20 protein-coding genes are annotated in these 19,180 nt (G+C 46.1%); 13 read left to right on the top strand and 7 right to left on the bottom strand.

From position 1 onward, the window contains the following. The first annotated feature begins 83 nt into the window (after positions 1 to 83). The 4 genes from LRY47_RS09375 to LRY47_RS09360 all read left to right on the top strand — a co-directional run bounded on the left by LRY47_RS09375 (position 84) and on the right by LRY47_RS09360 (position 4,999). Entirely contained in the window at positions 84 to 1,301 is a 1,218-nt protein-coding gene (locus LRY47_RS09375; protein ID WP_295224600.1) for a saccharopine dehydrogenase family protein, read from the top strand. A 2-nt stretch (positions 1,302 to 1,303) separates the two neighbouring features. Further along, positions 1,304 to 2,473, top strand: coding sequence for a carboxynorspermidine decarboxylase (gene nspC, locus LRY47_RS09370; RefSeq protein ID WP_295224598.1), 1,170 nt, complete (start codon positions 1,304 to 1,306; stop codon positions 2,471 to 2,473). Next, complete coding sequence (speB, locus tag LRY47_RS09365; RefSeq protein WP_295224596.1) at positions 2,470 to 3,360, top strand: agmatinase; 891 nt, start codon at positions 2,470 to 2,472, stop codon at positions 3,358 to 3,360. The genes nspC and speB overlap by 4 nt, the downstream gene beginning before the upstream one ends. Before the next feature lie 67 nt (positions 3,361 to 3,427). After that, positions 3,428 to 4,999 (top strand): MraY family glycosyltransferase, encoded by a 1,572-nt coding sequence (locus tag LRY47_RS09360; protein ID WP_295224593.1) that lies wholly within the window; start codon positions 3,428 to 3,430, stop codon positions 4,997 to 4,999. A 1-nt stretch (position 5,000) separates the two neighbouring features. Here the strand turns inward: LRY47_RS09360 and LRY47_RS09355 are convergent, their stop codons facing one another. From LRY47_RS09355 to LRY47_RS09330, 6 genes are all read right to left on the bottom strand, one after another. Next, on the bottom strand, positions 5,001 to 5,840 hold the full coding sequence (locus tag LRY47_RS09355; RefSeq protein ID WP_295224591.1) for a glycosyltransferase family 2 protein: 840 nt from the start codon (positions 5,838 to 5,840) through the stop codon (positions 5,001 to 5,003). Positions 5,841 to 5,922: 82 nt separating this feature from the next. After that, positions 5,923 to 7,896, bottom strand: a complete 1,974-nt coding sequence (locus tag LRY47_RS09350) for an acyltransferase family protein (protein WP_295224589.1) — start codon at positions 7,894 to 7,896, stop codon at positions 5,923 to 5,925. Then, positions 7,893 to 9,212, bottom strand: a complete 1,320-nt coding sequence (locus tag LRY47_RS09345; RefSeq protein ID WP_295224586.1) for an acyltransferase family protein — start codon at positions 9,210 to 9,212, stop codon at positions 7,893 to 7,895. Before LRY47_RS09345 ends, LRY47_RS09350 begins: the two co-directional genes overlap by 4 nt. Further along, positions 9,212 to 9,814, bottom strand: a complete 603-nt coding sequence (locus LRY47_RS09340; protein WP_295224584.1) for an acyltransferase — start codon at positions 9,812 to 9,814, stop codon at positions 9,212 to 9,214. Before LRY47_RS09340 ends, LRY47_RS09345 begins: the two co-directional genes overlap by 1 nt. Then, positions 9,811 to 10,587, bottom strand: coding sequence for a glycosyltransferase (locus tag LRY47_RS09335; RefSeq protein ID WP_295224582.1), 777 nt, complete (start codon positions 10,585 to 10,587; stop codon positions 9,811 to 9,813). The genes LRY47_RS09340 and LRY47_RS09335 overlap by 4 nt, the downstream gene beginning before the upstream one ends. Beyond that, positions 10,587 to 11,744 (bottom strand): GDP-L-fucose synthase, encoded by a 1,158-nt coding sequence (locus LRY47_RS09330; RefSeq protein ID WP_295224580.1) that lies wholly within the window; start codon positions 11,742 to 11,744, stop codon positions 10,587 to 10,589. The genes LRY47_RS09335 and LRY47_RS09330 overlap by 1 nt, the downstream gene beginning before the upstream one ends. 129 nt (positions 11,745 to 11,873) lie before the next feature. Between LRY47_RS09330 and LRY47_RS09325 the strand changes: the two genes are divergently transcribed. Continuing rightward, positions 11,874 to 12,953, top strand: coding sequence for a glycosyltransferase family 1 protein (locus LRY47_RS09325; protein WP_295224578.1), 1,080 nt, complete (start codon positions 11,874 to 11,876; stop codon positions 12,951 to 12,953). Here the strand turns inward: LRY47_RS09325 and LRY47_RS09320 are convergent. After that, positions 12,920 to 13,432 (bottom strand): YhcH/YjgK/YiaL family protein, encoded by a 513-nt coding sequence (locus LRY47_RS09320; protein ID WP_295224576.1) that lies wholly within the window; start codon positions 13,430 to 13,432, stop codon positions 12,920 to 12,922. The two genes, LRY47_RS09325 and LRY47_RS09320, sit on opposite strands and share 34 nt — an antisense overlap. Positions 13,433 to 13,550: 118 nt before the next feature. Between LRY47_RS09320 and LRY47_RS09315 the strand changes: the two genes are divergently transcribed. From LRY47_RS09315 to LRY47_RS09280, 8 genes are read left to right on the top strand one after another with little or no spacing between them, the layout of a single operon-like run. Further along, positions 13,551 to 14,222, top strand: coding sequence for an acylneuraminate cytidylyltransferase family protein (locus LRY47_RS09315; RefSeq protein ID WP_295224574.1), 672 nt, complete (start codon positions 13,551 to 13,553; stop codon positions 14,220 to 14,222). Continuing rightward, positions 14,219 to 15,301 carry a hypothetical protein gene (locus tag LRY47_RS09310; protein WP_295224572.1) on the top strand — a complete coding sequence of 361 codons (1,083 nt, stop codon included), beginning with the start codon at positions 14,219 to 14,221 and terminating at the stop codon, positions 15,299 to 15,301. The genes LRY47_RS09315 and LRY47_RS09310 overlap by 4 nt, the downstream gene beginning before the upstream one ends. Further along, a complete protein-coding gene (locus tag LRY47_RS09305) occupies positions 15,291 to 16,046 on the top strand; it encodes an aldolase/citrate lyase family protein (protein ID WP_295224570.1) in 756 nt (251 codons plus the stop codon). Before LRY47_RS09310 ends, LRY47_RS09305 begins: the two co-directional genes overlap by 11 nt. Further along, positions 16,043 to 16,996: a phosphoglycerate dehydrogenase gene (locus tag LRY47_RS09300; RefSeq protein ID WP_295224568.1), complete on the top strand. Its 954-nt coding sequence runs from the start codon at positions 16,043 to 16,045 to the stop codon at positions 16,994 to 16,996. Before LRY47_RS09305 ends, LRY47_RS09300 begins: the two co-directional genes overlap by 4 nt. Further along, a complete protein-coding gene (locus tag LRY47_RS09295) occupies positions 16,989 to 17,891 on the top strand; it encodes an NAD(P)-dependent oxidoreductase (protein ID WP_295224566.1) in 903 nt (300 codons plus the stop codon). The genes LRY47_RS09300 and LRY47_RS09295 overlap by 8 nt, the downstream gene beginning before the upstream one ends. Beyond that, complete coding sequence (locus LRY47_RS09290) at positions 17,884 to 18,543, top strand: cyclase family protein (RefSeq protein WP_295224565.1); 660 nt, start codon at positions 17,884 to 17,886, stop codon at positions 18,541 to 18,543. Before LRY47_RS09295 ends, LRY47_RS09290 begins: the two co-directional genes overlap by 8 nt. Continuing rightward, positions 18,540 to 18,719: a hypothetical protein gene (locus tag LRY47_RS09285; protein WP_295224563.1), complete on the top strand. Its 180-nt coding sequence runs from the start codon at positions 18,540 to 18,542 to the stop codon at positions 18,717 to 18,719. The genes LRY47_RS09290 and LRY47_RS09285 overlap by 4 nt, the downstream gene beginning before the upstream one ends. After that, positions 18,712 to 19,173 (top strand): HAD-IA family hydrolase, encoded by a 462-nt coding sequence (locus LRY47_RS09280; protein ID WP_295224560.1) that lies wholly within the window; start codon positions 18,712 to 18,714, stop codon positions 19,171 to 19,173. Before LRY47_RS09285 ends, LRY47_RS09280 begins: the two co-directional genes overlap by 8 nt. The last annotated feature ends 7 nt before the right edge of the window (positions 19,174 to 19,180 follow it).

Here is a 19,180-nt window from a genome sequence, read left to right as displayed (position 1 = left end):
GTGGATTTTGAATAGAATAATGTAAATCCCCCTAAAATTCCCTTTTGTAAGAGGGGGAGAAAATTTTCAGAGGAGCGAATATTATGTCAAAAATTCTTATAATAGGCGCCGGCGGCGTCGGAAACGTAGTTGTTAAAAAATGCGCACAGCACACTGACGTATTTTCGGATATCCATCTTGCAAGCCGCACAAAATCCAAGTGCGACCAGATAGCAAAAGAGGTGAAAGATCTTTACGGAGTGAACGTTACAACTTACGCTGTGGATGCAGATGACGTTGCTGACCTTGTAAGGGTGATAAACATCGTCAAGCCCGAACTTGTGCTTAACGTGGCGCTTCCCTATCAGGATCTTACCATAATGGACGCGTGTCTTGAAACCGATGTTAACTACATGGATACCGCAAACTATGAACCCAAGGATACTGCGCACTTTGAGTACTCATGGCAGTGGGCTTATCAGGACAAATTCAAAGATAAAGGGCTTATGGCTGTTCTCGGCTGCGGGTTCGACCCAGGTGTTACAAACATCTTCTGCGCTTACGCACAGAAACACATATATGACAGCATCGAAACCATAGATATACTCGACTGCAACGCGGGTGATCACGGTCATCCATTTGCAACAAACTTTAACCCTGAAATCAATATCCGCGAGGTTACGCAGGTTGTCCGTCACTGGAAAAACGGACAATGGGTTGAGACCCCCGCTATCCTTGACGACAAATGTATCCATTTTCCCTTCGACTACCCTCAGGCGGGTGTAAAGGAGAGCTATCTGCTCTATCATGAAGAGATGGAGTCACTTGTTAAACACATCAAAGGTCTGAAACAGATACGCTTCTGGATGACGTTCTCCCAGAACTACATAACACACCTCAAGGTTCTTGAGAACGTGGGCATGACCCGTATCGATGAAGTTGAATACAACGGCGTTAAAATAATTCCTCTTCAGTTTCTCAAGGCACTCCTTCCCGATCCGGGCAGTCTGGGGACAAACTATACGGGGAAAGCTGTTATCGGCTGCGTATTTGACGGAGAAAAAGACGGAAAAAGATTTAAAAAATACATTTATAACGTATGCGACCACGCGGAGTGCTATCTTGAGGTTCAGGCTCAGGCTGTTTCATATACAACAGGCGTGCCCGCCATGATAGGCGCTATGATGATGCTGAAAGGCGTTTGGAAGGGTGAAGGCGTTTTCAACGTTGAACAGCTCGACCCCGACGTTTTTATGGATGAGCTGAACAAATGCGGTCTGCCTTGGCAGGTTGTGGACTTTGACGGCGAGCTTCCCGCGTAGTAATGAGTCAACTTACTATATCGGATTTTCCGAAAGATATCACAGACAGGGTGGATACTCCCTGTTATCTGATAAGCGAGGATGTGATACGCCGCAACTGCGAACTTCTGGACAGCGTGCAGAAACGCACTGGGGCTAGAATACTCCTTGCCATGAAAGCATTTGCTCTGCCAAAGGTGTTTCCGCTGATATCGCGTTATCTGCAGGGAGTATGTGCCAGCGGACCCATAGAAGCGCAGATGGGGCGCGAAGAGTTCGGACGTGAGGTGCATACTTATTCGCCGGCTTTCACCAAAAAACAGATGGAGTGCACTATTGCGTTCAGCGACCATATAGTTTTCAACTCTGTCAGCCAGTGGCACGCACACAGAGAGGCTATCGCTGCTTCCGGCAGAAATATTGAAGTCGGTCTGCGTGTCAACCCCGGGCATGCCGAAGTTGAGGTGGATCTTTATAATCCGTGTCTGCCTGGGTCAAGGTTCGGCGTTAACCCCGAAGATCTGGAAGGTGTTGACCTGACAGGTATCAGCGGGCTTCATTTTCATGCCATGTGCGAACAGAACTCCGATGTTCTGACCCGTGTTCTGGCGGGTTTTGAAAAGCGCTACGGACATCTTATCCCGCAGATGAAATGGATAAATTTCGGCGGCGGACACCACATCACCCGTTCGGATTACGATGTTGAACTGCTCTGTGAGACAATATCTGATTTCCGCAAAAGACATAACGGCATACAGGTGTATCTGGAGCCGGGCGAGGCGGTTGTTCTTAATGCCGGAGTGTTTGTCACTCAGGTTCTTGATGTTATACACAACGGAGTGGATATTGCCATTGCGGATTCTTCCGCTGAAACCCATATGCCAGACGTGCTTGCCATGCCTTACCGTCCGGTGCTTATAGGTGCCGGGCAGGCTGGGGAATTTGCCAATGACTGTAAAATAGGCTGTATCTCCTGCCTTGCCGGAGATTTCATAGGTACATATTCTTTCCCTGAAAAACCAAAGATCGGTGACAGATTAGTTTTTACGGATATGGCGCTTTACTCGTTTGTAAAAAATACTAATTTCAACGGTGTCGAACTGCCGGACATCACAGTTTTCAGTCTTGAAAAAGGAACGCTGGAAGTGGTGCGCAGGTTCGGATACGAAGATTATAAAAACAGGTTGTCATGAGCGAATTTATAACTTTCCACGGGGATGACGTTCCCCAGTCAAAACCGGAAGAGGCACTTTTTCACGTTATTCCCGTGCCTTACGAAAAATCCGTGTCATACGGTTCAGGAACTGCTGCAGGACCGGACGCCATACTTTCAGCATCGTGCCAGCTTGAGGTTTTCGACGGGAAAAGCACTCCCGCTCAGTACGGCATCTGTACATACGAGCCTGTGGACTGCTCAGGCGGCCATGAAGAGGCGCTGACAAATATAAAGGATGCTGTCCTTAAATGCATGATCTGCGGGAAGATGCCCGTTGTTCTGGGCGGCGAACATACCGTTACCAACGGAGTGATTGACGCTCTTATAGCGAAATACGGCAAAGAGTTCGGCGTTGTTCAGTTTGATGCACATGCTGACCTGCGCGATAGTTATGAAGGATCGAAATACAGCCATGCCTGTGTTATGAAACGCACGATAGACAAGGGCATACCGATATATCAAATCGGCACCAGAAGCTATTGTCTGGAAGAACACCAGACCCGTCTTCATTACAACATTCCGTTTATGGATGCTGAGGATGTTGACCGCGACGGCACAGATGCTTTTCGCCTGCCGGATGATTTTCCTGAAAAAGTTTTCATTACATTCGATATAGATGCGCTTGATTCATCAATTATGCCCGCCACAGGCACTCCTGTACCCGGCGGATTGACATGGTATCAGTCCATGCGGCTCATTGACAGCATTGTCAGACAGCGTATCTGTATTGGGTTTGATGTTCTGGAATATGCACCTATGGACGGTCTGCACAGCGCGGATTTTACAGCGGCACAGCTTGTTTACAACATAATGGGATATGTCTCCAGAAGCTCCAAAGTAAAAGCTCAGTTTGGAATTTCCTGAAATCTACTGTACAAAGCATATATAAAGCGGTATTATTGTTTAAGTTTTTCAATATCTACGGACAGGTATGAACAATTTAAACATTCTTCTCTTCTCTTTTCTGGTAAGTACCCTGACGGTTCCTCTGTTTACTGATATGGCTGTGAGGCTTGGCATTATAGATATTCCCGACGAAAGGAAGATACATTCCGGACACACACCGAGACTCGGTGGAATGGGTATAATATCGGGTGTATTTATTTCCGTTCTCGTGTTCTGCAAGCCTGATTTGGAATATCTGTATCTGGCGCTAGCTAATTTTTTCATAATATTTATAGGTGTTTATGACGACAGTAGAGGGGCATCTCCTATCCTCAAACTTCTTTTTCAGGTTCTTGCGGCAACTGTCGTTATCTTTTTTATGGGAGTACGGTTTGAGTTCTCCGTTCCCTGGCTGACATGGCTTAACAATGATATTGTAATGATTCTGCTGACATATTTCTGGATAGCGCTTGTGACAAACGCGGTCAATCTTATTGATGGGGTTGACGGGCTTGCAGGCGGTATATCGTTTATGGCGTTCGGTTCGCTGATGGTGGCGTCATTCGCTGATAAAAATATGAATTATATGATATCTCTGGCATTTCTTGGGGGAATACTTGGTTTTTTGCGTTATAATCTGCCGAAAGCTTCAGTTTTTATGGGCGATACCGGCAGCCTGTTTCTTGGTTTTAATATTGCTGTTATCTCACTGTCATCTTCATTTAAAACCAACACGATAATGTCGGTTCTTATGCCAACTCTTTTTATACTCATTCCCCTGTTCGATACTTTTCTGGCAATAATCAGAAGGCTTCTGCGCTTTCAGAACCCTATGAAGGCAGACAGGGAACATCTTCACCATAAACTGCTGGATCTGAACCTCAGCGCCGGACAGACACTTATGATATTCTATGCTCTTTCGATAATTCTTTCCGCAGTGGCGCTTATATTCTTCCGTGACCAGAAGCTTTATATGGTGCTTCTCGCTGTTGTAATACTTTACCTATTTCTGCTTATGATAAAACTGCTCAACTTTGCAGACATCGGCAAACTGATAGGAGATATTAACAGCAGGATGCTTCAAGAGCGCAGACTTGCGTGTATCGCACAGATGAAGTCCAGTGCGCTGGGTTTGAAGATAAGCATCGGTGTATTATTTTTCTGTGCTTTTTTTTCGATGTTCTTTTTCTACAGAACCGGAGCTTACCACCGGATTGGGCTTATGGCAGTTCTGTTGTTCTGTATAATATTTTCAGTGCTTCTTGTTTACAGGGTCAACAGTGTGGGTGAACTGTTTTTTTCGTGTACAGGAGCCTACTGGCTGTTCTTTGCTGCGGCATTTTTCGCAGAAAAAGATGGGCTTGCTGTTCTTGGAATCTGCGGTACAGTTATAACTGTGCTGATGTTTCCGCGGGTGTTCCGCATGACACGGATATTTGTTCCATTCGACCTGCTGAATTTTTTCATGGTGATAGCTACGGGAGTTCTAAGTAAGAGAGGTATATGGGATTATGTTACGGTGATTGCTGTCAGCCTGCTTTTCTATATTCCTTTCAAAACAGCATTTATGTATATTATTGCACACAAAAAACCTGAAGGCATAAAAGATATAATCTAATCTATCTGACAGTTTTTTCAGTGACAAAGCTTGCCTTTGCCATATGGGTTTGCGCAAAAACATCTGTTGGTATCTTTCTGAAAGGGAACACAGCGTCAGGCACAAGATACTGGTGCATCTTGATTATCTTTTTCATGACAACTGTGAAAAGACCGCCCAGCCTGTGTTTTTTTACTACCTGATAGTCGTCTTTCATCTTTCTGATGAGGTTTTTCGGTGTATTGTTGCTGGCTCCGCCCGCTCTCATTTTGACGAGCAGCTTGGGCAGATAGCATGATTTTTCGCCTTCATTGTTCATGATGCGAAGGATGAGGTCATAGTCTGCTGATATTTTGAAATTTGTATCAAAAAGTCCGTATTTGTGATAAAGGTCACGCTTAACAAAAAAGGAGGGGTGCGGAGGCATCCAGCCCATATATAGTTTAGTTTTGCTGAATCTGCCGCTTTTCCAGTATCTGACAAGTCTGTCGGAATCGTCATGGCGGACAATTGCAAGGTCGCCGTAAACTGTTGAACAGTTTGTCTCTTCAAAGCATTTCACAACGTCTGAAAGCACTGTGTCGCTGGCATAAACATCATCGGAGTGGAGTATCGCAATGATATCGCCTGTGGCAAGTTTGACAGCCTTGTTAAGTGCATGGTACAGATTTTTATCTTTCTCAGATATGAGAACTGAAATTCTGTTTTTGTACTCTTTGATTATCCTGAGGGTTTTGTCAGTGGACTTTCCGTCTATGACGATGTACTCAAGATCGACATTTCGCTGACTGATAGCAGACTCAATCGCCTGCCTGATAGTCTTTTCGTTGTTTTTAACAACAGTGATTACACTGACTTTCATTTCCCTTTACACCGGATATTACAAAATTTGAGACATTGCGACACATTCCTTATACTCTAACGCGAAACAATTTCAAGATATTTTATTGAAACGCTATTTTAGAAATCATAGGTGCGATACCTTCTGTCGCTAAAACCGCTCCTGCGTGGGAAAGATGGTTGTCGTCCATGTACAGTGACACTCCGTTTTTCTCGCCAATGCAGTGTTTTTCGGGACAAAGTCCGTCTGCCAGTTCCGCAGTTGCGAAAGTGTATCTTCCGGACAGCTCTTTAAGTATCTCCCGCACTTTTTCATTGCCCTGTTCATATTCTCCGCGCGAGATGCCGACATTTGAGTTTTCTGCCAAAGCCGGCAGATATTTCTGCAATACGCTGAGCTTCGCGAGTTCTCTGGGCACATCATACGGAAAGTCAGGGTTATCCATCAGAAAATACACGTTCTTTCCTTTCATAGCGTCCAGAGTCCGTGCAAGTCCTCTTCCAAGCACATTATAGTTTTCCTCTTTGGAGGATTTAACCGTTTCGTTGTCTTTTATGTAAAAATGAGGTGCATCCCCGGCGGATGCCGCCCGCCATCTGGCATTGATAAGCACGTTCTTTATAGCTGACGACTGTATGAGTTCTATCATTCTGTCGTTGAATTCAACGCAGTTAAAGTTTTTCGGCTTAGTGGAGCGTGTAACCCCCTGCAGAGGCGCACATGCCGCCTTTGAAGCGAGAATACCCGACAATCCGTGGGATTTTCCGTATTCGTCAAATCCGTCTGCAAGGACAAGTGCGTGTGAATCGCCCCAGAGGATATAGGAAGGTTTCACTTTTTTGTCACCCATTATGCAGAGTCCGTCCAGCGTTATCTTTTCGGGAGCCATGCCGAAACATTGCGGTATCTCGAAAGCCCCTTTCTCTGTTTTTGCGTACTTTGCCGCCTGAGGAGGAATCCTTGAGGGGAGTCCGTTCTTAACGATCACATAGCCGCCGATGATGCATCCGGCTGCCATAACTGCATATGTATAGCGGAAAAATACTTTTTTGTTCTGTATCTTTTTAACGCGGAGCGGCTTTTCAACTACATAGTATGAAAACGAAGAGAAAGCGAAGGTTAAAAATATAATAAATACATCGGATTTGTAAAATTCGGGAATATGTATGCTCTCCCAGTAGTTGCGAAGGGCGAACAGAGGCCAGTGCCAGAGGTAGAGGGAATACGACAGAAGTCCTATCCATACAAAAGGTTTAAGGCTGAGTACGCGGTTTACAATACCCCCCTGCGCCATGATTATAAGTGCAGTACCGACACACGGCAGAAGAGCCGCATAGCCGGGAAAGGGCGTCGTAGTTTCAAACATGAACACACTTGCGCACAGCATCAGAAAACCTGTAACTGACATTGCGTGGAGATATACAGGTTTATCGGTTTTCGGGAAAAAGCCCAGAGCGATGAGCGCTCCAAGCATCAGTTCCCATGTACGGAAAGGGATAAGATAAAATGCCGCCTCAGGATAGTTCTTTGTACCCCAGACGGAAAGCCCGAATGACAGTACGAAAAGTGTAAGAGCGAAACGGACGTATTTTTTACTGCCGTATCGGGCAATGAGCATCAGCATAACGGGGAAAAAGATGTAAAACTGTTCCTCAACACCCAGCGACCATGTATGAAGAAGTGGTTTTGTTTCCGCCTGCGCGTCAAAATAACCGCTTTCCCGCCAGAACAGAATGTTTGAGCCGAAAAGCACCGTGGAGACCACGCTCTTGCCGAATCCCTCAAAATGTGCAGGCATCAGCGAGAAGAAGGAAAGTACGAACGTGAACGCCAGCAGGAAATAGAGTGCGGGGAAAATACGTTTCACCCTTCTGACGTAAAAGTTTGCGATGGTGAATCTGCCTTCATCCAGTTCGCGGACTATTATGGAGGTTATCAGATAGCCTGATATAACGAAGAAAATATCCACACCTACATAGCCTCCCGAAAAGAGGGTCATTCCCGCGTGATAAAAAATGACGGGCATAACTGCCAGAGTGCGCAGTCCGTCTATGTCGCTTCTGTATTTCAGGCTCATTTCACCATCTCTGCTGTTATCTCTTTATCTTTAAGAACTGCATACTGCGCACCGTACACCGAAAGGTGGTCGTCGTCGTAATACAATGCCCTTCCGTCGTGCTCGGTAATGCATCCGTCCTCTTCGCAGAGCGCTTTATAAAGCGGAACGACGGTGAACCTGTCCATATCTTCGTAGTATTGGAGCAGTGTCAGAAGGGGCGAGTTCTCTTTTTCATAGGTTTCGTCAGGAATCCTGAGTTCAGAGGACGATGCCAGCGCAGGAAGATACGCTTTTAGAAGGGCGTTCTTTGCAAGCTCTCTGGGAACGTCAAAATTTGCTTCCGCATTATCCAGCACAAAGTAGATATCTTTGCCTTTAAGTCTTTCAAGTGTTCTGTCAAGTGCCTGACGGAATTCTTCCACTCTTTGGGGAGTATCCGTATATTTCTGCCATCTGCAAACCAGAATGACTTTTTTGATATGTCTGTTTTCAGCGAGCGCCTCCCCCACGGCAAGGTTTGTCTCTATACATGCGTTCGCCTTTGCGCGGTTTGTTCCCGCAAGTCCCAGTAGTGGCGGGCAGGCGGATGTAGACATGAAAACTCCGCCGGTACCTGTCTCTTTCGCCAGCTTGTCGATGCCGTCGGACAGCGCGAGCGCATGCGAGTCACCCCATAAGGCAAATTCCGGTTTTGCGTCCGCTTTGCCCATACCGCAGTATTTATTCGCCTTAATGGCTTCTGCAGGCAGTTCGTAGCACTCTTTGGTTTTGAATTTACTGTTGGGAACGTATGCCAGCCTTGCCACATCTTCCGGTATTCTCTGGGGTATGCCGTTTGTTACAATTGCAAGTGTTCCCACCAGACACCCGGCAGCCATTACGACGTAGGTGTAGCGGAAGAAAAGCTTTTTATTTTGTATCTTCTTAATGCGAAGCGGCTTTTCGACAATGTAATAAGAGAAGGAAGCGAATGCGAAAGTCAGAAATATCAGGAAGTAATCCGATTTGTAAAATTCGGGAATATTCGCACTCTCCCAGTAATTGCGAAGTGCGAACAGAGGCCAGTGCCAGAGATAGAGTGAATATGACAGAAGCCCGATTGTTACAACAGGTTTAAGGCTGAGGAGCTGATTTATGAATCCGCCCTGAGCCATAATTATCAGCGCCGTACCGACACACGGCAGAAGAGCCGCATAGCCTGGAAAGGGCGTTGAGGGTTTATAGGTGAAGATGCTGACGCAGATCATTATAAATCCTGTCAGCGACATGAGATTCAGATTGAGTATTTTTTCGGTTTTCGGGAAAAAGCCAAGGGCTATGAGCGCACCAAGCATCAGTTCCCATGTGCGGAAGGGGATAAGATAAAACGCCGCTTCGGGATAGTTCTTTGTACCCCAGACTGAAAGCCCGAAAGACAGTACGAATAGTGTAAGAGCAAACGGACATATTTTTTACCGCCGTATCTGGCAATAAGCATCAGCATAACAGGGAAAAATATGTAAAACTGCTCCTCGACACCCAGCGACCATGTGTGGAGCAGTGGTTTTGTCTCCGCCTGCGCGTCAAAATAGCCGCTTTCCCGCCAGAAAAGGATGTTTGAACCGAAGAGTACGGTTGAGACCACGCTTTTTCCGAATCCTTCAAAGTGTGTAGGCATGAGCGAAAAGAAGGAAAGTACGAACGTGAACGCCAGCAGAAAATAGAGCGCGGGGAAGATGCGTTTCACCCTTCTGACATAGAAGTTGGCAATAGTAAATCTGTCTTCGTCCAATTCGCGTACAATGATGGAAGTTATCAGATAGCCTGATATCACGAAAAAGATATCCACACCGACGTAGCCGCCGGAGAACAGGGTCATTCCTGCGTGGTAAAATATAACGGGCATAACGGCGATTGTGCGCAGTCCGTCTATGTCGCTTCTGTATTTTAGGCTCATTTCTCCGCTCTTGACGCGATAAATCTTCTGACAGTTTCCCGCGGAAGAAGTCTTTTTGCGGTGAGCCTCAGAAAGGCGTCCATTATTATGTATGCGTAATATATTTTTCTGAAAAATCCTGCTTCGCCGTGTGATTTCAGCGTTGCCAGATGGTCTTTGAACACATGAACACGTTTTCTGTCGGAAACGCCGCCCGGTTCTGTGACGGAAATAACCACGGGAACGTATGCAAACTTCGCTCCGAGGCTGTAAAGATGAAAAATCCTGTCGAAATCCGCACCTATTCGGATGTTCAGGCTGAACGGGTGTTTTTTCATGAGCGCCGTTTTTACAAGCGTGCTTTGGTGGGAAGTCAGCATCCCTTTCCAGATATCTTTTACGGGTCTGCCTTTTAAAAGGTTTTCCGCATATCCGTAGTCCACTCTGTAGTCTCCGTATATCACGTCCGGTTCGCCTTTAACAGCGGCGAACACTTCTTTCAGCGCGTCGGACGAGGCGAAAGCATCACCTGCATTCATGAAAATAATATATGTTCCCTGCGCCGCCGCAATACCTTTGTTCATTCCGTCGTAAATACCCTTGTCGGGACCTTTCAGGAAGAGGTCAATCACGCTTTTGTTCTTTTCGGCAGCAGACAGAACGGGTTCATCCGAACCGCCGTCGGCAACTATGAATTCATAGTCCTCAAATGTCTGTGCTTTAACACTTTTGATTGTTTTTTCAAGCCCTGCCGAATCGTTCTTTACTATGGTAACGATTGACACTTTTTTCATTACTGACGACTCAGATAATCGTTAAAGGCGGATTTCAGTCCGTCGTGCAGCGGGATGCGGTGTCTGAATCCCAGAGAGTGCAGTCTGGCACAGTCCAGAAGCTTTCTGGGGGTGCCGTCGGGCATTTCGGGGTTGAAACGAAGTTCGCCGCTGTAGCCGACAACCTCCGCAACCATTTTAGAAAGGGTCTTTATGGAAACTTCATCGCCGGAGCCGATGTTGATGTGTGCGTTTCTGTAGGTGCCGGAACCGTCATCCATGTCCCATGCATCGACGTTTTCCATCAGGAAGCAGGAAGCGTCCGCCATGTCGTCAACATGCATGAATTCGCGAAGGGGGTTGCCTGTTCCCCAGAGGTTCAGGACGGTTTTTTCGTTCTGTTTTTCGATGCCTATGCTTTTCAGGCAGTCGATGTGTTCCTCATCACCGCAGTCGTTTTTCAGATTGTGCGCTATTGCGTCCATATCTCCTTTTTCAAAGAGAGCCGCCAGATACGTTTTTCTGATGAGCGCGGGGATGACATGGGAACCTTTCAGATCGTAATTGTCGTTGTAGCCGTAAAGATTTGTGGGCATAACGGATATAAAGTTACACCCGTATTGCAGGTAATAGCTTTCGCAAAGTCTGATACCTGCTATTTTCGCAAGTGCGTAGGGTTCGTTGGTATATTCCAGTTCGCCCTTGAGAAGCTGATCTTCGTTTATGGGCTGTTCTGCATTTTTCGGATAGATACAGCTGCTGCCGAGAAAGAGCAGTTTCTTGACGCCGAATTCATAGGCATAGTGGATTATGTTGTTCTGCATGCGCAGGTTTTCATAGATGAACTCAGCTCTGTATGTGTTGTTGGCATATATGCCGCCGACGCGTGCCGCGGAGTTGAAAACGAAATCCGGCTGTACTTTTTTGAAAAGCGATATTGTCTGGCTCTGGTTTGTCAGGTCGCATTTTATCATGCGGAGCTGACCGCTTTTTATTCTTTTCTGATAATCCTTCAGATAGTTTTTATAAACGGAGGCGGGCTTTGTTTTGTAATAAGTGCCTACTATGTTCGTATATCCGCGTTCGGCAAGCGACCTTACGATGGCTGAACCCACAAGTCCTGTCGCTCCGGCAACTAGAACACAGTCAGATTTTTTGACAACAGTTTTGTTTTTCACTCAGATACCTGATTAAAGTGTAATCCGATATATTTAAACGAAACAGACCTGCATGTCAATTTCATTTAAAGCTTATGAGCGGCGGCACAAAAATCTTAACTGTTTCGTGAGGATATGTTAATATCGGGTATGAATATATTCTATGACAATATTGTTTTCTGGCTCCAGCGCTCCGGCGGCATATCCCGTTATTGGCAGGAGCTTGCATCCCGCTTTATAAAAGATGAGGGCTGCCGCATCACCTTCATTGAGCCTCCGTTTCCGTGTGAAAATAAATTCCGAGAAACTCTTGATATGAAAAATATCATCAACGACAGCAGAATCCGCGTTAAAATCAGCAGATATCTGCCTGTCCGTATTCGGCTTGGAAAGGGTTCGGTATTTCATTCCAGCTATTACAGAGACTGTACAGACGTTTCAGCGGCTAAGATAGTTACGGTACACGATTTCACATACGAGCTTTATGTGCGTGGATTGAAACGGGTTGTGCATACGGCACAGAAACGCGCCGCGGTTCAGCGTGCGGACGGTGTTATCTGCATATCGGAGAATACGAAAAAAGACCTTCTGCGATTTTTCCCTGAAACCGATCCTGATAAAGTAACGGTTATCCACAACGGCGTCGGTGATGATTTCAAGCCGTCAGATAAGAGCCGAGAAGAGATATTTGCTGGATTCGGGCTGAAAGCAGACAGATACGCAGTGTTCATGGGCGAGCGCAGCGGATACAAGAATTTTGATACCGCAGTGAAAGCGTGCGCGTTGAGCGGGCATTTTCTCCTTGTTACAGGCGGAAAACCGATTTCCGGTGACGAACGGACACTTCTTGATAAAGAACTTAAAGACAGATACAGAGTTTTCGGATATATGACCAACGAACAGATAAAAGAAATTTTTTCTGCGGCGGACTGCCTGCTTTATCCTTCGCTTTATGAAGGTTTCGGGCTTCCGGTTCTTGAGGCGATGCGGTGCGGATGCCCTGTCGTCGCGTCAGATTCTTCATCACTGCCGGAAGCGGCGGGTGATGCGGGGATACTGGTTCGTGATATGACGCAGGAAGGTTTTGCGACAGCTATGGAGAGTGCCGTGCAGAGGCGCACAGAGCTTGTTGAAAAGGGATTTGCTCATTCAGCAAAGTTCTCATGGAACAGGTGCTTTACAGAAACTAAAGCTTTCTATGAAACTATAGCCGCGAAGAAATCCTTATAACTTACGGGTACTTTCAAAACGGTCTTGTAAACTGTAGAGGTTTCACCGAGTTTTGCCACGCAAAGGTGTGCGTCTTCGGGGAAATACACGGCGCAGTCATATTTTTCAAACGCCAGTTTTGATGCCCTGTCTGATATTTTATATTTTATAAGGTCTTTTTCTGCGTCGTAAGGAACGTCGGTTTCAAGTTTTTCTATGCGGCAAAGCTCCATCTGTTCCCGCCCACCCAGCATTATCTGGATGTCAACGTAGCTTTTATGCGACTCGAAAAAACAAAGATGTCTGTCTTTGGTTTCAAATGACTGCTCAATGGCGAATATATCGTTGGTTATCTGAAATCTTTCAAAAGTGGCAGGCTTAAAAGCCTTTATCCTGCGTACAGTTTCAGAGTTTTCATCTTTGAGTGTCAGCAGATATTTTTTTATGGTTTCTTCGGGACAATTCTTTATCAATTCGTCAAGAACAGTGATTATCGCCATTTTGCACCTCGCAGAAACGGTATATTCCGCCTGTTTATGTCAAATATCAATAAAAATCTGTTGCAGTTCCATAAAAGGGGGATTATTACACATTAAAACGTTTAATACGGGTGACAAAATGAAGGTGACTGCACTGCTCCCAATGAAGGGAAATTCCGAAAGAGTTAAAAACAAGAACATGCGCGATTTCGCTGGGAAGCCGCTTTACCATGCGGTGATGAGCGTTCTTTTACAGTGCAAAAATATAGACAAGGTTGTCATAAACACCGACAGCGAAATAATAAAGAACGATGCGCTGAAAAACTTTGACCGCGTTCAGATAATCGACCGACCCGTGGAGATTCAGGGGGATTTCGTAGCTATGAACGACATCATAGGCTATGACCTTTCCAAGTTGGACGGCGAGCATTTTTTACAGACACACAGCACAAACCCGCTGGTGAAACCCGAAACCATCGACAAAGCTATAGAAGATTATTTTGCAAATCTTGATAAATATGATTCATCTTTTTCCGTTACCAGATTGCAGACCCGCCTTTACTGGGCGGACGGCAAACCGGTGAACCACAACCCCGCAGAGCTTCTGCGCACACAGGATCTGCCGCCTGTTTATGAGGAGAACAGCAACTTTTTCGTATTCAGCAAAGCGTCATTCGCGGCGTCAGGCAACAAACGCATCGGGCTTAAACCTGCCATGTGCGAGATGAACAAACTGGAAGCTGTGGACATTGACGAGCCGGAAGATTTTGAACTGGCGGAACTCCTTTACATAAAAAGGAAGAACGGATGAATTTTCGCCGCGCGGTCTGGTTCTTTTTCAGACTGTTCCGCAAACTCTGTAAAATCGCTTTCGGCACACCGCATAACGTCCGCAAAATAGGCATCATCGGCGGCAGAGATGCGGATTTTCAGAAAAAGGTTGAGTGGTACCTTCCCGATACCTTTGAAATCGTTCAGAGCAAAGCAGATTTATATGTGATAACCGATTGGCGGCTTATATTTTTAAATCTTTTCAGGCTCCACAAATGCGCCGTTGTTGATGACAATTTCTATTCAACCGAAGGCTGTACCGCTTGGAGCTATCTCTACGGTGCCTATTCGGGAAAAGATTATTCAAAACTGTCTCAAAAGAATTTTGCGGCTATGGCTGAAAAACTCAAAAGTAGAAAACAGGCGTGCTGTTTTCTTACAGGTGCGTCATTTTCTGACTATGAAAAGCATCCTGAAACAAAAGATATGATAAAAGTGATATGCAACAGTGTGGTGAAAAACGATGAGTTTCTCGAATGGGCAAAGCCCGACATCCTCTGTTTCGCTGACCCTGTGTATCATTTCAGCTGGAATGAATATTCCGCGACATTCCGCCGCGACGTGCTTAAGACTATAGAAAAATACGGCGTGTACATTATGATGCCCGACAATATGGTCGCCCTGATGCTTGCGCATTATCCGCAGATATCGGATAAAATTATAGGCATAGGCAGAAACGGTGGATTCAATTTCCCCTCGGCAGACGGACTTTCCGTCTACGTCACCGACAATATTTTAACCTATTTGATGCTTCCGGCGGCGTCAGCACTTGCGGATGAAATATACATTCTCGGTGCCAACGGCAGAAGTCCTGACGACAAAATGTTCTGGAAACACAACAGCCTTGTCCAGTACGAAGGTCTGATGCAGAAGGTTGTGGACGCACATCCCTCTTTTTTCCGCGACAGAAATTATGTACAATATCAGAACGGGCATGATGAACAGATGGAAGCCCTCTTCGCATACGGCGAGGCGCGGGGCAGAAAATACATATCACTTAACGGGTCAAACCTGCTAAGTATCTCGAAAAGATACAACGGAGTAGAAAATGTCTCTTAAACAGAAGCTGAAAAACAACGAACTCACACTCGGTTCATGGGTGACGATAGGTCACCAGTCGGTCATTGAAATAATGGCGACTGCGGGATTCGAGTGGCTCACTATCGACCTTGAACACAGCGTAATAGAGCTTGCGGCGGCGCAGAACCTCATCGGACACATTCAGGCGGCAGGAATGAAAGCCCTTGTCCGCGTCGGCAAAAACGAAGAGGTTGTTATCAAACGCATAATGGATGCGGGTGCCGACGGCATCATCGTTCCCATGGTGAACAGCCGCGAGGATGCAGAGCAGGCAGTTCGTTTCGCAAAATACCCGCCTGTGGGCAAACGCGGCGTAGGACTGGCACGCGCACAGAAATACGGAATCGGCTTCGACGAATATAAAGAATGGCTTAAAGACGAATCAGTTATCATTGCGCAGGTTGAGCATATTGACTCTGTGCGCAACATAAACGATATCATAACCACACCAGGGATCGACGGGATCATCATAGGACCCTACGATCTTTCAGGCTCAATGAACGTGCCGGGCGAGTATGACCGCCCCGAAGTTAAAGAGGCGCTCCTTGCAGTTGAAAAAGCATGTAAGGCGGCTAACTTTCCTCTAGGCTTCCACGTTATCCAGCCGGAATACGAAAAACTGAAAGAGAAGATAGACCTCGGATATACCTTCCTTGCGTTCAGTCTGGACTTCCTTTTCCTCGGACAGAAAGCAAGGGAAGAGATGGGCAGGCACAAAGCATGAAGGTTTTTATCTCGACACACCCGTTTTTCGGAACGTCCCCAGTTCCCAGACAGCTACTGGAAGAGAACGGCATAGAATACCGCGAAAACCAAAGAGGGCGTAAGCTTACCTCTGCTGAACTTGCGGAGGATATCAAAGATGCCACCGTTCTTGTCGCGGGAACCGAGAACATAACGGAAGAAGTTTTTAAGAACGCACCCAATCTTAAGCTCATCTCACGCGTCGGCGTTGGGCTTGACGGTGTGGATTTTGAACTCTGCAAAAAATACGGCGTGCGCGTGGCGTACACCCCCGAAGCTCCCACAACTGCGGTTGCGGAACTCTGCATCGGTATGATGCTTGATCTCGCACGCAAAATAACATCCAGCGACAAGCTGATGCGAAACGGCGGATGGGCAAGGCACATGGGGCTGCTTCTTCACAGCCGCACCATAGGCATATTCGGCATGGGGCGCATCGGCAAAAGTCTTGCGCATATGCTTTCAGGTTTCAACGTGAACATTCTTGCGCACGACACAAACCCCGACATCATATTCGGGCGCAACGAGCGCATAACCTATACAGATAAAGAGACGGTTCTTAAAAACAGCGACATCGTGAGCATAAACCTGCCGCTGAAAAAGGACACAAGGAACTTTATCACCGCTAAAGAACTTAACATGATGCAGAAGCATGCTTTTCTCATTAATACTGCGCGCGGCGGCATAGTTAATGAAACCGATCTTTACGATGCTCTGAAAAACGGCGTGATAGCCGGTTCAGCGGCGGATGTTTTCGTTGACGAACCCTACAAAGGCAAGCTGCTGGAGCTTGACAACATGCTCTTCACATGCCACATGGGTGCGGCGACAACTGCCAGCCGTACAGATATGGAGGTTCAGTCCGTTGAGGAGGCGGTACGCTTTCTGACGGGTAAAAACCTTAAAAATGAGGTCTTTTCAAATGAATGAGAGTGTCGTTGTTTTCGGCGGAGCCGGATTCTTAGGCTGCTATGTCGTTGAGGAACTGCTGAAACGCGGATACCGTGTCACTGCGGCGGATCTCAGAAAGAGCGAATATCTGCCTGACAGATGCGATTTTGTTGAATGTAATATAATGGACAGAGAGATGGTGAGCAGGCTTATTACTCCCGAAGTCTCTTATGTTTATAACTTCGCAGGTATGGCAAATCTTGATCAGGCTGTAACCATGCCTGTTGCGACAATCGAAACAAACATTGTCGGCAACCTCAATATCCTTGAAGGATGCAGAGACAAGAATATCAAAAGATATGTTTACGCTTCAAGCGCTTATGCCCTGAGTGACAGAGGCTCATTCTACGGTGTGAGCAAACTTGCATCGGAAAAGCTGACAGAGGAATATTACAGGGCTTTCGGGCTGGAATTTACTATAATCCGCTACGGTTCCGTATACGGCGAGCGGGCATACGGCAACAACTATCTTTATTCAGTGCTGAAAAGTGCCATAACAGAGAAAAAGATAGTTCACGACAGGGACGGGCAGGAGGTGCGCGAGTATATCCACGCACAGGATGCCGCCACCATGTCGGTTGATATAATCGAAGACGGCAAATTTGCCAACGGTCACATAATCCTCACAGGTATCGAACGGATGCCGAGGGTTGATCTTTTCACCATGATAAAGGAAATTCTTGGCAATGATGTCGAGATCGTCCTCAACAAAGAGGTGAACGACCACCATTATAAACTCACCCCCTATTCGTTCCACCCCAGCGTATGCAAAAAGCTGGTGCCGAACCCGTTTATAGACATGGGGCAGGGGATTCTTGACTGTATCCGCGAGATACACGACAGAGAGATAAACCGCAAGGAGAACGGTGATTAAAAGGGTATTTCTTTCTCACACTATAAATACTGAAACACCTGCTTACGGCGGAAGAAAACAGGTGGAGCTTGACCGAATCTCTGATATTTCAAACGGAGACACGGCGAACAATACCCGCCTGAGCATGAGTGTGCATACGGGAACGCATCTTGACATGCCTCTGCATTTTTTTGCAGACGGTCAGGATATCTCTTCTTTCGATGCGGATTTCTGGTTCTTTTCAAAACCGCTGTTCGTCGATGTTGAGCCGGCTGATTATGTGGTAGGGAACGAACTTGTCAGCAAGCTTGATAACATCGAAGACAGAGGATTTGACTGTATAATAGTGCGGACGGGATTTGACAGGTTTGACGAGGACAATGCAGATAAAAACTACGGCTTTCACGAATCTATTGCTGATTACATACGAAATAAATACAAAAACGTAAGGCTGTTCGGAATGGACACTCTGTCTGTGTCCTCTTTTCAGAACAGACCGGAGGGAAGAAAGGCGCACAAGGCTTTTCTGAACCCTGAAAAACCTCTGATACTTTTGGAGGATATGAAACTTGATTATGAAGGGCTTAATATGATAAGTAGGCTTATTATATTGCCTTTGAGGGTGGACGATACTGACGGACTGCCCTGTACTGTTGTGGGAGAAACAGAATGATACAGAGTATAATTTTCGATTTCGACGGCGTTGTGATTGATTCAATGCCAATTAAAGACAGAGGCTATGAACTTCTTTTCGCTGATTTTGATAAGACAGCCGTGGACAAACTTGTTGAGTTTCATAAAAAAAAACGGCGGCGTATCAAGATTTGTGAAGATACGCCATATGTTTGAGAATATCCTGGGGCAAAGCATTTCCGAAGAAGCAGTTAACGAATATGCAGAAGGGTATTCAAAGCTGATGCTTGCCGAACTCACTGATAAAAAATATATAATCCACGATACACTGGATTTCATAAAGCGTCATTACATGCATATTCCTATGCATGTTGCTTCCGGAACTGAACAGAAAGAGTTGCGCTACATCTGTAAATGTCTTGATCTGACACAGTATTTCGTTTCCATATACGGGTCTCCGGCTCCGAAGAACGACGTCGTGCATGACATCATAAAAGAGAACGGATACGACAGATATCAGGTTGCAATGATTGGTGATTCGCAGGCTGACTATGACGCTGCGAAACACAATGGACTGATTTTCTGCGGATACAACGGCGAGCGCCTTCGTGCATTTTCTGATTACTACATTGATGACTACAAAGCATTTGAAAAAGAATACATCGGCTGACGGAGAA

This window comes from Seleniivibrio sp. (assembly GCF_021209385.1).
Lineage (GTDB): Bacteria > Chrysiogenota > Deferribacteres > Deferribacterales > Geovibrionaceae > Seleniivibrio.
This window is presented reverse-complemented; position numbering and strand designations above follow the sequence as displayed.